We start from the raw sequence: 15877 nt of genomic DNA on the forward strand, positions 1-15877 counted from the left end.
CTTATTCTGCTGTTTTATAACATCTTATTGCTATACAGTAAAGATTATTAGCACTATTATTTAAAAAACAATATGGTGCTGTAATTTTAAATTTCTTGTAGTTTTCTTCTTCGTCTGTATCTTTTTTATAAACCAATTTATCCATATCATAAATAGCACTAGCATCTCCAGCAAGTACATTTTGCATTTTACCTCTTTCCATATCTATTGGATGCACTAGTGTAATATCAGAAAATTGGTGTTTTTTGTGGTTCCATCTGCTGCCTTCTGTATTGCACTTGTCCATAAAAGAGTGTGTAGTATAAAATCCAGCATAGTGTGGTTGCATAGGCATACCTATTTTATTTCCTATCATACAAACGTCTGTAATTCCTGTTGCAGTTCTTTCTCCAAATTTTTTAGTAAAGAAAGGTTGAATATCTGAAGATGTAGTTATTCCAAAGTTATATTCATCATCTGTGTAAGCACTGTCTTCCATTGGTTTTACTGCTCCAATATAGGCGTAACTTGTTAAATAGTTGTTATAAGGATAATTGTCTGCGGAAGGATCTCCCCTTAGCACAATATTAATAGCATCCTTAGTTATATTTAGCCAGTATTGTACAGGTAACCAATCACCTATGTTAGAGCTTAAAGATTTATACCATGCAAGTCTAGCTGACTCACTACAAGTTTCTTCTACTATGTCTTTTACAGGTACTTCTGTTTGTGTACCATCTACATCTATAATCCTTGTAGTGTCTTCTATTTCTTTACCAATTGTTATATAGATGTGATTTCTATTATCCATTTTACCTTTAATTATTGCTAGCTGTTCTCTTTCAGCTTGTGTTAATTCCATGCTGGCTCTATAATTTGCTAAACTATTTTCCTCACTATTGGTTAATTCTAATACAGCATATTGTTTATATAGAATTAAAATTATACTATCATAGTAAAATTTTCTGTTAGTTTTAAGAATATTCCAGTTTGTTAATTCTGTTGCAGTTAAATTATGCACATTTCTAAAAGTATCTAATTCATTTTGTTCGTCAGTCGTTAAACTTTGTCCATTGTAGTATTTTCTCAATAATTCAATTTCTCTATCATTATTAATATTTTTTCTCATTCTAATTTCTTGTAATTGAGACTCTTCTTCTAATGTTAAAGTAATTGGGTCTTTTTTTATTAAATTCTTTTCTATAGTTGTAAATTCCATGCTTTCTACATATCTGTTTAATAATTTTATTTCATCTTCTGTAAGTGGCTTACTGTATTTTTCTTTGTCTAATAATTTTTGCTCTGTAGCATTTGGGGTTATTACAGTTGTTCTTTCTAACCTTATGTAAAAATCTTTTCCATAGGTTGTAGTAGCCTTAATTAAACTAAAATCCTTTATATCTTCCACAACTGCTGGATATACTAGCCCCCAATTATAAATCCCAGCGTTTTGTGTTATTTCTTTACTTAAATTTTTAATTATGTCTTTTACACTTGTACTGCCTTCAACATAATAAAAATTTTCTGTTATTGCCATATTACATACCTCCTGCAATTGTATTTATCTTTTTATCTAAAGTAATTATTAATAGGGTATTTAAATCTATTGTACAAACACCTTTTAAGTAACTATTATCGCTTTCAATATTAATATTAAATTCTTTAAGTAACTTATTTCCATAAGATCTTTTATTATAAATTTTTATATTTACTGGTTCTTTTAATGAACCTGCATTGTAGTTATGTAAGTAAACATCTAACTTCTTATTTTTATATCCTTTAACACTTATAATTTCAGGGTTAGTATTAGTTTTATGTTCTGTGTAATCAAAGTTTAAATAGAACCCTTCATAACTTTTATTGCTAAAATATACGTGCATATCATCAATAAAACCATGTAAATCAATGTCTGTTGTCGTGTCTTTTTCCCATTGCATTACAATAGCTATATCCCAATCGTTTTTAATATCATCTATGCTTGGTACTTCTGGATCTATTATTATAGTAGAATCTATATCCTCTATATATTCTAAATCCACCATAGATTGTCTACTGTTTCCACTTCTATTATCTAAAATAAAAGAAATAGGTATATTAGCATTAACTTTAAAATAAGTATTAAAGTATTTATGCTCTCCTATTTCCTTAATAGCTGCATTATTTATTATTTTATTTTTACTTATTTCTAAGCTATATGTATCTTCTTTCTTCCAACCAGTTTGGTTAAAATGTAATCCAGTAATGTATACATCTTTATTAAATTTAAACTCTGTTTTATTTTCCATAATTATTGGGGGAATTTCTAATAGTTTACCTTCTACTTTCTGTATGCCATCAATGTTTCTGTACATTAAAGCATCTATTTTTTTCTTTAATCCTCTATACTGTTCCACAGGCAGTAATTCTTTAATATCCTCTAATAGTGCTTCAATGCTACTAATATTTAATCGTGGGTACTTATTTCTTAATTCATCATCAATTAATTCTAATAATTTTCGTTTTAATTCATCTGTTAATTCATTAAAATTTATAATATATTTCGGTAAACTCATTTTTAAACACCTTCTAATACGCAAAAATCTACCCACAGCATTTTACTGCTACCACTTACATTATTATAGATAAATTTAATAGCACCATTTATAGGATGGAATACATTAAAATACTTATGTTCTCCATATTCTTTAGTTCTTACTTCTGTAAATAGCTTATTATCTCCAACTATTAAATCCCAACTATCATTGTAATTCCATGCACTTAAGCTATAAGTTATACCAGTTAGTTTGCCATTATAGTTAACTTCTATTGTGTATTGTCCTTTAACTGCTGGTATTTCTAGCATTTTGCCGTAAATTTTCTGTGTGCCACTTATACCTAAATTACCACTTAAATTATCTAACTTGGCACCTAAAGCATTTAAAGCAGTAATTAAATCATTGTAGTCAACACCTTGTATTTTATCTCTAATTTCCTGTAATAATCTTTCCATTTCGGTGGTAGAAAAAGTTATATCACCTATATTTACTGCTACACCATTTTCAAGATAATTTTTAATAGCTTCTACAAGTTCATCGAAATTAACCACATAGGAAGGTAATCCCATTTATAGCACCTCCTATACATAATCTATCGTTTCTACTTTACCATCTATATTCTTAAATAATTCTATTGTTTTGTAACTTTCATCTGGATAAGTTGTTTTAATTTGATATACTTTTCCTTCTGTATTTCTTATAAGTTCCTCAGTCCATTCTAATTCTGTACCTTCTGCATAGATAACTTTATTAACTTTATTATTTATATCTCTAACAAGTCGGCAAGGATATTCAGGTAACTCTATATGATCTTTTTCTGCATCATTAATTACTGTTAATTGTATATTGGTTTTTTGCTGGTGTCTTTTAATTATATACTCAACAGGTCGCCTAAAATTATTTTCTTGCATATCCTCGCCTCCTAATTTTTAATAATATAATCTCCACTTACTGCTACTGGCATAACCCAACTATCTGCTACAAGTAATTCAAGTTCTAATGTATCTTGCCATTTGCCATCTTGGATACTTGTGCTTATTCCGTTTACCATTGCCCATCCTTTTACATCAGATTGGTTTAATACAATTCTTGCTATATCTCCAATTTCCCTATCTAAACTACCATTTACAGTTGTTACACTAAATCTTTTACTATGTCTTAATTTATCTCTAAAATACTTTAGTGCTACATTTCTTTTTTTATCTAAAGTATTAGCTAAATCTTCATCTATAGTATCTAAATATATTTCATCATTAGTATGTTTTACTAAATAAGGGCATTCAAAAGCTTGTACGTCTGTGTCACTCGCTTTTACTACAACTTTATTTCTTATATCATTTTCATTCCTATCATATTCCCCACTACTAATATAATCTATGCTTTCAAGCTTATATTCAACTGTTGGAGTTCCATCATATGCAGGAAATGCCTTTACAATGCTAACACTACCATCTCTATTACAATGAAATCTAGCATACATAGTATTAAAAAATTTTTCCAGCACATCTACATACATAGTATTGTATTCTATTTTAACTTTATTAACTGCATAATCTATTATCTCTGTAGAAAAGTTTACGGTATTAATTCCAGCATGTTCAAATAAAGATTGTATAATTTGTTTAGCACTTCTATTTGTAAAAGAAATATAAGGGTAAGGCGTAGAGTCTATTGTTCTAAAAATCTTATATATCATATCCTCCGCTCTAAAGTAATAAGTATTATTATCTTCATCGTATTTATATTCTTTAATTATCCCAGTAAATGCTACTTGAGCATTAATATAGAGTTTTATCATATTATGTGTATCAAAATATCCTAATCCTGTTTGGTTTACAATGTCAGTGAGTTTTTTATCTCTACTTGTATTATCAATTAAACAACTACAAGTACCTACTTCAAAAATTCTTCTATCAATACTAGCACTCATTATTTCATCATTTTTTAAAACCTTAGGAGTATCGTCGTAACCACCAGTAGTCGTCTTTTTATATAACTCTAGCCTAACTTTCACTTATAACACCTTCTTCGTAACCACTTATATCATGTCCGCATAATAATTCTAATCCTATGTAATAAATATCTCCCTCAATAGGCATATCTATATCGTAAGTATTTACAAATTTACCTTTATATATTGTGTTGAATTCATCTTTAAAGTAGAAATATTCATTGTATTTACTTCTAAACTCTTTAAAATTCTCTTTATCAATTTCTGTATTAATGTCAAAAGCAATAGAAAACTTAATATTTGTATCTGCTTTTATTCCCTCTTGGAAATGTGTATATCCTAAGAGTACCTTATTACCCTTATTATTTAAAACAGGTACAGGAGGCTTATAATTGGTTATTACACCTTGTACCTCTGTACCTTTTGTTCCATCTATGTTAGAAAAATATAATTTTGGTTCATCATAGACCAACTATAAAACACCTCCTAAAAACTTTTTACTGCATCCTGCATAAACATTTCTATCATGCTATTTTTCATTGCTGTCTTTGTCATTCCTTTTAATTCACTTGTTAATTGTTTAGTGCCTTTTGCTCCAGTATCATCTAATTTTATGTTCATATAGATAGTTGGATTAAAATTTAACTGTTTAGAATTACTATTAGTAACATTATTTAACCCATAATTACTACTATAAGCTCCACTTAAAGCCAAATTATTTAATCCGTCAAAATCTGGTCTTACATTTCCTAAAGATTTAATTTTATTTGCAAGTCCACTAAATTTACCATTAATTGTGCCATTTTGCTTGTCTATACCTTGTATAAGTCCTTCTCCTATAAATCCACCGTATTCAGCAAAAACTCTACTTGGTGAATTAATTCCTAGCACTTTCTTAAACGTACTTTTTATTGCACTTCCTATACCAGTCATAGCATCTTTTACTTTTCCTGTTCCCCTCTTTAATCCACCTATTAAGCCATCTAATATATGCCCTCCTAGGTTACTAAAGAAAGACTTTAGTCCATTAAACATCGATTTCCAACCATTTATAGACGTTCTTATAACTCCGCTTAACTTTTTAAATACACTAGATATACTGCTAAAAAGTTTTCCTGCTGCTTTCTTTAACGCATCCCAATGCTTTATAACTTGGTATACAATTAACCCTATTGCTAAAATTGCTCCTACGATAATAAGTGTGTGGGGAGTAATTAAACCTGGTAATGTTGCAAACATCCTAACCATTCTAAAAAGCCCAGAAAAAGAACTTATTACAGTATTTACACTCTTTATTAATAAACTAAATACTATTAATGCGGGTCCGGTTACCGCCGCAATGGCACCTATTTTTACAATTGTCGCTTGTATCGGTTTAGGTAAAGCACTAAACTTATTAGTTAATTCCGCTATAAAATTAGCTGCTTTTCTAATACTAGGTGCTAAAACGTCACCTATTCTAATTGCCGCAGTTTCCAAACTACCTTTCATAGCCTCAATACTGCCCTTTAAATTATCTTGCATAGTATCAGCCATTTCTTTAGATGCACCTGTAGAATTCTTAAGTCCTCGAGATAATTCATCAAATTTTGGTTTTCCTTGGTCTACTAAAGCGAGCATACCAGATAAAGCTTCTTTTCCAAAAAGTGTTTCCATAACATTTGCTTTTTGTTGTTGCGTTAATTTCTTAGTTTTATCTTGTAATATTCCTAACACTTCTCCAAGGGGCAACATTTTACCATGTACATCAAAAAAGTTCATTCCTAATTCCTTCATAACCTTACTCGCTCGTTTACTCGGACTTGCAAGATTAGTTAAAGCACTTCTAAGTGTTGTACCTGCTTGGCTTCCCTTAATTCCTGCATTAGAAAGTAACCCTATTCCAGCCGCAGTATCTTCTAAAGAAATTCCTAAAGCATGTGCCACAGGGGCAATATATTTCATAGCTTCTCCAGTATCTGTTATACCAGCATTAGTATCAGATGCTGTTCTAGCCAAAACATCTGCAACATGTGTGGCTTTGCTTGCTTCTAATCCAAAACCCCTAAGCGAGCTACCTGCTATATCCGATGCTGTTGCTATGTCTACACCACCAGCCGCTGCTAAAGATAACATACCAGGCATTGCCGACATTATTTCATTTGTTTTGAAACCAGCGGATGCTAAGTTTTCCATTCCATTAGCTGCTTCACTTGCACTAAAACTTGTGTCAGCTCCTAATTTAATTGCCTGCTCTCTTAATTTATTAAAATCTTCCCCTGTTGCACCAGAAATAGCTTTTACCTTACTCATTTGTTCTTCAAAATCCATACTTGCTTTTGAAGCAACTGCACCTATTCCAGCAAGAGGCAGAGTAACTGCTTTTGTCATTGTACTTCCTAAAATAGTCATAGAATTTCCCAAACTTGTTAAACTGCCACTTCTAGTAAAATTCCTTAATTCTTCTCCAGCACTTCTTAAAGAATTTCTAAAATTACTTCTATCTAAAGTTAAGTAAGCAACCGCAGTTCCTACATTTATCGCCATATATTCTCACCTCCTATTTGAGGGAATTAAAAATGGTTAAATACTAATTTTTGTTATTAGCATTTAACCACTTAACTACATCACTATTATTTTGTTTATTTACCTGCTCATTGTCTACAAATCTAGGTTCTCTAGCATCTTCTTTGCTCATTTCACTTAGTATATATGTACAAGCTTCGTCGAAGCAATAAGCTTCATAATCATTAGTTATACCTATAATCTCACTTGGTCTTTTCTTATATTGCTTACTTATCGCTATTACCGACATTATCCTTTGGCTCTTGACGAAAGGATTCTAACTCTTCCACACCTCTTTGTGTGTAGTTGAATAAAGCTACTATTTGTTCGTCTGTTAGTTCTAATCGTGCTTCTTGTAAATCCTTAATACTTGGCTCTACTAAAGCATTTTCTGCCATAATAAACATAACATTTGTTAATTGTGCTAAATCTACATTACCTTTAGAGCTTTGTTTACCATAAAATAATTCTTCCGCAGCACTTAATAATTTATTAGGTATAATCCCTTTTCTAACTAAATTTAAAAGAGATACTCTCTTAACTTTTGCATTAAAAGGTATCTCTTTCTTAAAACTTGGTAATTCTATTACATCACATTCTGCCATTTGTTTTAATTGTTCTAAATTAGTTATTTCCATATGTTAACCCTCCATTAAATAGTAGTAAATTCTACACTTATAGGTGTAGTTGTACCTGTACCATCAAGCAAGTTAACTGCCTTAGCTTCAGCTACATAAGTTACACCTTTTTCTATACTAGTTGGTACAAAGGTAACTATTTTCTTAGTTGTATCTATTGTTACATTACCATCTATCACACTACCATCACTCTTCTTTGTCACTACAAAGTTCGTCTTAGTAACATCGTCCTGATTTATAGCATTTGTAAATGTCCATTTGATGCTAGATGTTATGCTAACTGCTACATCTGAATTGCTATCTGTAACCGTTCCCCCTACTACTGCCATATCTCCACTGGGAGGCGTTACTGGTTCTACAGGTATTGTATTTACGTTATCTATTTCTACTGCATATTCGCCCCTAAAAGGTATACTTTCTGCTTCAAATTCCGGAACTATAAATTCTCCATCTTTTATAGAATATTTTGGTGCTTTACCCTTACAGTGTTTAAATAAAAATTTAGTGTAACCTATTGTTCTAGAATAATCTTTCTCTTCTGTGTAGATTTCTAATGTAAATAAATCCTTCTCTACTACTTGTCCAGCTCCAATGGATTTATAACCATTAGTAGTTATAGTTCCACCATCTACTAATGCTATAACATCCATATTAAAGGTATTATCCTTTAATTTAAGTTTGTACCCTATAACAATATCCTCTGTTTCATTAATTGCTAATATCCTATTTTTTACTCTTAATATATCCCTCTTACCTTCGCTAAGTATAGGCTCTACACCTATTTCTTCTGCTGTATCTGCTATATCAAACTTTTCGTTAGTTCTCTCGTTGATAATAAAGCACTTTTTAACATTAACTAAACTTTTACCTTCCATATTATTACCTCACTTTTTTTATTTTAATTTGTGGAAAACTTGATATTCCATAGACTGCCCATATGCTTGTACTTCTTCAAAAAACATAATAGGACTTTTATTACCTGTTGCTTTTAAAAAGTCTATTTCATTTAAAGCACTCTTAACATTATCCACAAAAAACTCTAGTTTACCATATTGATCTTTTGGATAATAACAAAATATCTGTATTAAGCTATATCCATTTACATTTCCTGTTTGTGCAAATTGCCCATTTTCTTTTATAACTACATAAGGTTTACTGCATTTATCTCTATTTTGCATAGGTGCATATACATCAAAACCTTTATTTCTCATATGTATAAAAATATGTTGGTAATGTGTTTGTGGACTTACATTACTCTTTAATCCATCATTTTTATATTTAAAGGTAGCCATGTAAGCACCTCCTACAATCTAATTCCTTCTAATATTTCTCTCGATAAAGCATCAATGGTAGGCTTAAGTATTGCATATTTACCATCGTTTTTATACTCCAAATATGGACTATATTCCATATTCCCAGAGATATAAATATCTACTTTATCCCCTTCCCACTCTTTGCCACCTTTTAATGTTCTTCTTGCATGCCCTGTATCGTTTTCCCAAGGTGCATTTTGTTTTGCATATGCTTCTAGTTTTAATCCACTTTTTTCTGCGTATCTATTAAGTTTTTCCTTGTTTTCGGTTGCTAGTCTTGTGAAGCCGTTTAAAACATCTTCTATGTTTATATCCATAACTATCACATCCTCTCTAGGGTAAGATCTAAATAAATATCTAATACATTTTGTATATTAATTATTCTGTATTTTATATTATTAATAGTCAAACAATCGTCTTTTCTAATTTTTAAACTATTACTATCCAACATAACACTAAGCATTTCATTGTAATTTTTATTTGTTGCACCTGCATCTGTATAATTTACAACTATTAAATTTTTACCTAAACTATAATATCCTTCAACATCTGCAACATATAAATCGTCTTCTTTTTCTCTATAATCATTCACGCCAGTTCTAAATATACGAATGTCCTGCATATAAGGTTTAAACGCATTGTAAACTTCTCTTCTTATTTTAGATTTATTCATTTTTATAATACCTGTAGCCTTTTATATTTATTTAAAGATTTATATATGCTAGCAGGATAATCTGTATTAAACTCTATATCTACATCTTTTATTTTTCTACGTTTAGTACCACTATCTGTAAGATTAAATTCAATCATTTTAGCAATTGTCAAATTTAAACCTATTGGTATTTCTTCATCTTGTTTTAAATGTATATAATCTCTAACAAACTGTTCTATACTTGGTATTACTGCTTCTATATAATTATTTAGACTTTCGTCCTCTATTTGTAGTAGTGTTTTTACTTCCTGTATTGTTGGCATCTTCCACCACCTCGTTTTTCAATTCTATTTCTTTAAATCCTTGTTGTTTATATAAAACTTCATATGCTTTTTTAGTAGCATAGATTTCTCTTTTACCATCTGTATATTTTTTCAATATATTTCACCTTCCTATAAAATGGAGCTGTCGCATTAAATAATTAGTGCGGCAGCCCCAAATATTATGTACTATACTTGTGCTTTTGGCGTTAAAATAGCAAAAGCTTCTTCTTTAATTGGTAAGAAACCTAATCTCATAGTAGCTTTTATTGCTACCATATCATTCTCTGCTAAAGATAATGGTTTACCATCTGCCATTGTTACAGATTGTAATGTAGCTTCTTTAAGTATCTCGTATTGTATTCCCTCTCTAATACCAACTAGAGAATAATTAAAGTTACCTGCAATTAATTCTGCCTTTGTCTTATCAAAAGCTCCATTTCTAGTAAACTCGATTGGGTTAGAGTATAATTCGCTTTGGTCTACTCCAGGAACATATAAAGCGTTTCCATTTGCATCTCTTAGTTTTCTTAAAGAGTTTTTAAGTCCGTAATGACCCACAAATCCATTTATATCATGACCAGCATCTTCTACAAGTGCCATAACGTCAGAAACGTCAAGGTCAAGTTTTCCAGCCCCATTTGTTTCTAATGCTATTTTATTTCCTGCACCATCTGCTACACCAAATATGTTTTTAGCAAACGGAGAGTTTGTACCAAATAAACATGCTTGGTCTATTGCTTTATAAAAAGCTTCTGCTATGGTTGGTTTAATTTCTTCAAAGACATTTATAGTTGTATCATTTAACTTTTCTCTAGTTACTGGAACAATTACCGCTAGTTTCTTAGCTTCCATTTCTGGAAATATCCAAGTTGCAGTAGAGGTTTGGATTCTTTCTGTTTCTCCTACCCAGTAAGCTCCTGCACCTTCTGTCATTATAGAAAACTTCTTCTTATCAGAAGTCATTGGTTCAACCTTGGAAAGTCTTAAAACACTTGAACCTCTTGCCACATCTTTCATAATTTCTCCACTTACTTGTGTAGGAACAAAACCTACTAAATTATCTTTTAAAAATATTGTATCTGCCATATTTATTACCATCCTTTTCTTTATAAATTTTTATTATTTTTAGTAATTTATTCTTTAACGTCTATAAAACCTAAAAAAGACAATAAAAAAAGACCAATTTGGGGTCTATCTTCTTGCCTGATTCTGTTTAATTATATCCATAAAATTATTGGCTGCAATGTTATTATCTACACTGCTACCAGCTTTGGGTGTATTACCTTTAAGCTTTTCATTTACTGCTTTCTCAATAGCTTTCTGCCATTCCACTTCAAAAGTTTTAATGTTAGCCATACAAGTTTCTGCATCTTCACCAAGTAAATATTTAGAAAAATCTGTAGGTAAATTCTTGCCACTTAATTCTTTTATAACTTGTAATTCTAATTTTTCTCTTTGATATTGCTTTCTTTCTTCATCAAATTTTTGCTTTTCTCTTTCAAATTCAGCTTTAGTTCTTTCCTCTGCGCTCATTTTAGCTAACCTTTCAGCTTCTTGTCTTTCCTCATCAGCTTTTTTTAATGCACGTGCTAATCTTTTTTCAATTATTTTGTCTAATTCTTCCTGAGTAAATGTCTTTTCTTCCGTCTTATCTGTAGCTACATCTTTGTTAGTAGCATCTTCTTTTGTAGAATCTACCGCACTAGGTTCCTTATCTTTATTATCAATATTTTTACTATCTTCCATAATTACCTCCCAGCTTAAAGTCCTGTAGACTATTTTTTTATTTCCCATATTTCTTTAAAGTCTAATAAGTAAAAGACTAAATTACAGGTATCCAGCAACATCTGCAATTTGCATGTGCTGGATTATTAGGTTCTTTACCTAAGACAAACTCTTGTCCATGTAGACTTCCACATGTAGAACAAGTTCTTTCATCTGTACTCGCCAACCACATAACTTTTTCTACTACTTCACTTTCTTTATATCTATCTATAGTTGCAGTATTAACTATATGTGCCGCTTCTGTTCTTATTAATCTTAGTGCTTCATAAGCACCACTATCCATTTTATTTTTTAATTCTTTAGATAGTGTTATTAAGCTTGTACCTTCTACTAACCCTCTTGTTAGAGTTTCATTTAAAGTAAATAATAGCTTACCTTTGTTTTTCCATATTCTAGAACTGTAATCTGCACCACTCCAAGGGTATTGAAGTATTTTATCTACAGCCACTCTATCCACTTTATTAAAATCTATATTCACTTGTACATTTAATTCTTTAGCAACTCTTTCAGATGCTTCAATGTAATTGTTACTTAAAGAGTTATCAAAGAATTTTTGTTCTGTACTTCCTAAGTCTTTAACTATTTTTTCTAGTTGTTTCTCTACTTTGTTTAACCTATTATATTTATAAGCTTCAGTTAAGGAAGGGTTATCTCCCATCTTCTCATAGAGATTATAAATCTCTGCTTTTATATCCCTTAATGCTTTTTTATATCCTTGTAGCAATGTAATATTTTTCTTCTCTTGTGCATTATAAATATCTCGCATTACCCTACTTATCCTTTGTTCCCAGTATTCTTTATTGTCCATTTACATCACCAGTTTCGGGAATTAAATCTAAATTAATTGTATCTTTTTCCGCTTCTATCTGTTCCATTTCCTTGTCTACATCTTCTATCCCAACGTAACCTGCTATATAATTAAGTAAAGTTTTCCTACTTGTTATACCTGCTAATTTTATAGCAGCATCTGCAAGTTCAACAGAATTTACTGGTAAATTTCTATTAAATTTAATCTCTATATCTTCCCAATTATAATTGGCACCTTTGAGATTTAATATGTTAGTTATTAATCTAATTCTAGTCTGCAATGCTTTTTTAAATTTTCTTTCTTTAGACACAATTAATTGTTCAGTATTAAAGAATTTTTGCTTAATAGCACTTCCACTTAAATTTGCGGGTAATTCTTGGCTTAAATCTGGAACATAGCTTATTTTATGTATATCTTCTTTTATATTTTTTAGATGATTATGAATAACACTGTCATTGATTTCTTTTGTCATAAATTCAGCTTGGCTATTCTGATCTAGTAATAACACTCTATTTTCTTTCATTTTTTGTATATCTTCATCTGTCGTGCCTTCAAGTCCAATAAGTTTTAAATAACAATCCCTAAAATAGCTTAATTCATTGCTCAAATCAGATTGAGTTAGATTAAGATTATCTTGTAAGGATATTATTTTTTCAAAATCTCCTAATCTATAGATGTTATTATAATATTCCACTATAGGTACTTCCTTAAAATAATGCTCTTTAGTGTCTACTAAAATTAAATCACCTTCATTTATTGTGTAATATAATACATTTCTCTTTGTATATACTTCTACATTAGTAATATCCTTATCTAGCAAATAATCATGTGTATTATAGTATCTAATAGCCATACTAGGTTTAGCTTCTATTGTAGTATCATAGACCATTATTACTTCATCTGTATCTAATACATCAAATCTTATATTATTATTTTCATCGATGTACACCATCTCAAAACCTGTGCCTTTAATACTTTGTTTTCTAGCTAATTCTATATTAACTTCCTGCTCATCATTTATATTAAATATTTGCTTTATTTGTTCAAGATATGGTTTATTACTAGAAGTATATGTAACAGGTGAACCCATAAAAAAACCAATCATTGTGTCTGTAATGTAACTACAATAATTGGTAACTAATTTATTATTCGGTTTATCTGTATCTAATACTCTGTTTAATATATCTTGTTTACCTGTATAGTAATTTTCTAATTTATTCAATCTCGGTAATTCTTGCTTATGTATTTCCATCAATTCTTTTATTAATTCTAGTTGTACTGTATCTCCTATATCAATACAAATTTTCATCGTCTCACCTCTTTTTATAGTCCTAATTTCTTAGCACTAAATGTTCTTAATCTACCACGTTTTTGTAGACATTCACAAGCATATCTAAGTGCATCAAGCGCATGGTTATAGCTATCTATTGGTTTATTAATATATTCTTTAGTTAGCTTATTCTTCTGCCAACTGTAATTTTTTAATTCTTCTATTATATTTTCGCATATAGGATGTACTATAATTTCATATTGCTGGATAAGTTGTATTCCATTTAATATAGAATCTCTACCTTTTCTAGCTGGTTTAATTCTAGGTATACCTTCTTTTCTTATTTCCTCAATAGACTTTTGCTCTGCACTATCAGCTACAATTATTTCTTTAGAATATCCTTTTCTTTTTATTTCTGCTGCTATTTCATTATTAAGTAATCCTTTTTTATAAAACTCATCAAATATGTATAATTTTTTATTAGCTTCATCTGCAATAACTGCTACAAATGCACTAGGGTCGTTTATATACCCAAAGTCTAAGGCAAATAAAGCTCTAGCAGTTTGATTATTTTTTATAATATCTTTATAATCAAATTTTTCTACTTTCCAATTCGTATAAACTAGCTTATCTAAACTAGCAAATTCTCCTAATGCGTATATGCGGTAATATACATTATCTTTTTCCTTCATTTCTTCTAAAGATTGTATGTAATCTTGCGGTAGAAATTTATTATCTTTATATGTAGTTTTCAGTACCATTGTATTTTCCTTATTGTAGCTATTTTCAAACCACATTTTATATACCCAATTACTTTTAGAAACAGGGTTAAACATACAATGTATTTGATTGTATGGATTTTTAGATCTTAATCTTAAATTAAGTTGGTTAAAATCTACCATATCAATTTCAGTACATTCTTCTATTACAATATCATCTAGTCCACTTATAGATTTTATTTTTTCTGGGTCATCCATTCCCTTAAATAGAAATTGGCTACCATTAGGTAATTCTATTGTAAGTAATGTTTCTCTTATCTCACATTTATCATATAGTTTCCAATCTGCTAAAACGGTTTTAAATTCTGCAAATATGGAATCTCTAAGTGTATTACCAACCTTACGAACCACTAAGCATTTCCTATTAGGAAATTTTAAATATTTAAATATCATTTTTTGTACTACAAATTTACTTTTACCGCTTCCTACCTTAAGCACCGCCGTAATATACATTAAAACGTGTGCTATAGTTTTCTAATTGTGGAAGATACACATAGTTAAATATTTTTGGAGATATTTTAATGTTTAACGGCTTGGACATTGGCATCACCTCACTTTCAAGTTATAAAAAATAAAAAAAAATATATTTTTATATGGGGTAGCACTCCTAAAACTCTATATTGAAGTACCCCCTATTTAATTGCGTAAAAAAAGAAGATAGAAATTATTTATCTACCTTCTAAAATTCTTCATTGCTTCTTCCAATTCTGTGTCTACTATGTGCGTGTATATAGCTGTAGTTCTTATATCTTCATGTCCCATTGCTTTTTGTACCACTCTAAGATTATTAGTAGCTCTTAATAAATCTGTAGCAAATGTATGCCGTAATGTATGAGGACTTATCTTTTTGGTTATTCCAGCTTTATTAGCATAGGTTACTATCATTTCTCTTACATCTCTATCTACTAACTGTTTACCTTTATTGTTAGTAAAAACATAATCTACTTTAGTATTTAATTTAGTAAATTGTTTTTCTTTCCATAATATTAATTTAGAAATAGTGTTTTCATCTATCCATAGTATTCTATCTTTAGAACCTTTACCCTCAACCACTTTTAATTGTCCTGACATTAAATTAATATCAATCCATTTTAAATTAATTAATTCACTTAATCTTAATCCTGTTGCTAAATCTAATTCAACCATCATTTTATTCCTGCAACTAGTCCAGTATCTAGTATTAAATATATTTATTAAAGCTTCTTGCTCTTCTTTAGTTAAAAATTCTGGTATTTTTCTTTTAGCCATAAATAACACCACCGTTTATTTAATAATTATAGTTTTCCACCTAAAATACGGAT

The 15877-nt window shown here is 29.9% G+C and carries 21 protein-coding genes; all 21 read right to left on the reverse strand.

Annotated elements, in window-relative coordinates:
* Window position 1: 1 nt before the first annotated feature.
* Window positions 2-1516: a hypothetical protein gene (locus ACWW38_RS02605; protein ID WP_456259269.1), complete on the reverse strand. Its 1515-nt coding sequence runs from the start codon at window positions 1514-1516 to the stop codon at window positions 2-4.
* A gap of 1 nt (window position 1517) precedes the next feature.
* Complete coding sequence (locus tag ACWW38_RS02610; protein ID WP_456259270.1) at window positions 1518-2531, reverse strand: hypothetical protein; 1014 nt, start codon at window positions 2529-2531, stop codon at window positions 1518-1520.
* Window positions 2532-2533: 2 nt separating this feature from the next.
* The gene (locus tag ACWW38_RS02615; protein ID WP_456259271.1) at window positions 2534-3082 is read right to left on the reverse strand and encodes a hypothetical protein; all 549 of its coding nucleotides are present in this window, start codon (window positions 3080-3082) and stop codon (window positions 2534-2536) included.
* A 12-nt stretch (window positions 3083-3094) separates the two neighbouring features.
* Window positions 3095-3424, reverse strand: coding sequence for a hypothetical protein (locus ACWW38_RS02620; protein ID WP_456259272.1), 330 nt, complete (start codon window positions 3422-3424; stop codon window positions 3095-3097).
* A gap of 11 nt (window positions 3425-3435) precedes the next feature.
* Window positions 3436-4527 (reverse strand): hypothetical protein, encoded by a 1092-nt coding sequence (locus ACWW38_RS02625; RefSeq protein ID WP_456259273.1) that lies wholly within the window; start codon window positions 4525-4527, stop codon window positions 3436-3438.
* The gene (locus ACWW38_RS02630) at window positions 4517-4936 is read right to left on the reverse strand and encodes a hypothetical protein (protein WP_456259274.1); all 420 of its coding nucleotides are present in this window, start codon (window positions 4934-4936) and stop codon (window positions 4517-4519) included. Before ACWW38_RS02630 ends, ACWW38_RS02625 begins: the two co-directional genes overlap by 11 nt.
* Window positions 4937-4950: 14 nt before the next feature.
* On the reverse strand, window positions 4951-6990 hold the full coding sequence (locus ACWW38_RS02635; protein WP_456259275.1) for a phage tail tape measure protein: 2040 nt from the start codon (window positions 6988-6990) through the stop codon (window positions 4951-4953).
* Between the two features lie 43 nt (window positions 6991-7033).
* Window positions 7034-7258, reverse strand: a complete 225-nt coding sequence (locus ACWW38_RS02640; RefSeq protein WP_456259276.1) for a hypothetical protein — start codon at window positions 7256-7258, stop codon at window positions 7034-7036.
* Window positions 7236-7646 carry an esterase gene (locus ACWW38_RS02645; protein WP_456259277.1) on the reverse strand — a complete coding sequence of 137 codons (411 nt, stop codon included), beginning with the start codon at window positions 7644-7646 and terminating at the stop codon, window positions 7236-7238. Before ACWW38_RS02645 ends, ACWW38_RS02640 begins: the two co-directional genes overlap by 23 nt.
* Before the next feature lie 14 nt (window positions 7647-7660).
* Window positions 7661-8521: an Ig-like domain-containing protein gene (locus ACWW38_RS02650; RefSeq protein ID WP_456259278.1), complete on the reverse strand. Its 861-nt coding sequence runs from the start codon at window positions 8519-8521 to the stop codon at window positions 7661-7663.
* Window positions 8522-8539: 18 nt separating this feature from the next.
* The gene (locus tag ACWW38_RS02655; RefSeq protein ID WP_456259279.1) at window positions 8540-8938 is read right to left on the reverse strand and encodes a hypothetical protein; all 399 of its coding nucleotides are present in this window, start codon (window positions 8936-8938) and stop codon (window positions 8540-8542) included.
* An 11-nt stretch (window positions 8939-8949) separates the two neighbouring features.
* Complete coding sequence (locus ACWW38_RS02660) at window positions 8950-9276, reverse strand: hypothetical protein (protein ID WP_456259280.1); 327 nt, start codon at window positions 9274-9276, stop codon at window positions 8950-8952.
* Between the two features lie 5 nt (window positions 9277-9281).
* On the reverse strand, window positions 9282-9632 hold the full coding sequence (locus ACWW38_RS02665; RefSeq protein ID WP_456259281.1) for a hypothetical protein: 351 nt from the start codon (window positions 9630-9632) through the stop codon (window positions 9282-9284).
* Between the two features lie 2 nt (window positions 9633-9634).
* Complete coding sequence (locus tag ACWW38_RS02670) at window positions 9635-9934, reverse strand: phage head-tail connector protein (protein WP_456259282.1); 300 nt, start codon at window positions 9932-9934, stop codon at window positions 9635-9637.
* Window positions 9876-10049, reverse strand: a complete 174-nt coding sequence (locus tag ACWW38_RS02675) for a hypothetical protein (RefSeq protein ID WP_456259283.1) — start codon at window positions 10047-10049, stop codon at window positions 9876-9878. The genes ACWW38_RS02670 and ACWW38_RS02675 overlap by 59 nt, the downstream gene beginning before the upstream one ends.
* A gap of 71 nt (window positions 10050-10120) precedes the next feature.
* Entirely contained in the window at window positions 10121-11020 is a 900-nt protein-coding gene (locus tag ACWW38_RS02680; protein ID WP_456259284.1) for a phage major capsid protein, read from the reverse strand.
* Between the two features lie 105 nt (window positions 11021-11125).
* Window positions 11126-11680, reverse strand: a complete 555-nt coding sequence (locus tag ACWW38_RS02685; RefSeq protein WP_456259285.1) for a DUF4355 domain-containing protein — start codon at window positions 11678-11680, stop codon at window positions 11126-11128.
* Between the two features lie 76 nt (window positions 11681-11756).
* Window positions 11757-12527, reverse strand: coding sequence for a minor capsid protein (locus ACWW38_RS02690; protein WP_456259286.1), 771 nt, complete (start codon window positions 12525-12527; stop codon window positions 11757-11759).
* Complete coding sequence (locus tag ACWW38_RS02695; protein WP_456259287.1) at window positions 12517-13836, reverse strand: phage portal protein; 1320 nt, start codon at window positions 13834-13836, stop codon at window positions 12517-12519. The genes ACWW38_RS02690 and ACWW38_RS02695 overlap by 11 nt, the downstream gene beginning before the upstream one ends.
* 14 nt (window positions 13837-13850) lie before the next feature.
* Window positions 13851-14969: a PBSX family phage terminase large subunit gene (locus tag ACWW38_RS02700; RefSeq protein WP_456259288.1), complete on the reverse strand. Its 1119-nt coding sequence runs from the start codon at window positions 14967-14969 to the stop codon at window positions 13851-13853.
* Between the two features lie 279 nt (window positions 14970-15248).
* Complete coding sequence (locus ACWW38_RS02705; RefSeq protein WP_456259289.1) at window positions 15249-15824, reverse strand: tyrosine-type recombinase/integrase; 576 nt, start codon at window positions 15822-15824, stop codon at window positions 15249-15251.
* Window positions 15825-15877: the final 53 nt, after the last annotated feature.

The organism is Clostridium sp. JNZ J1-5, assembly GCF_053901425.1.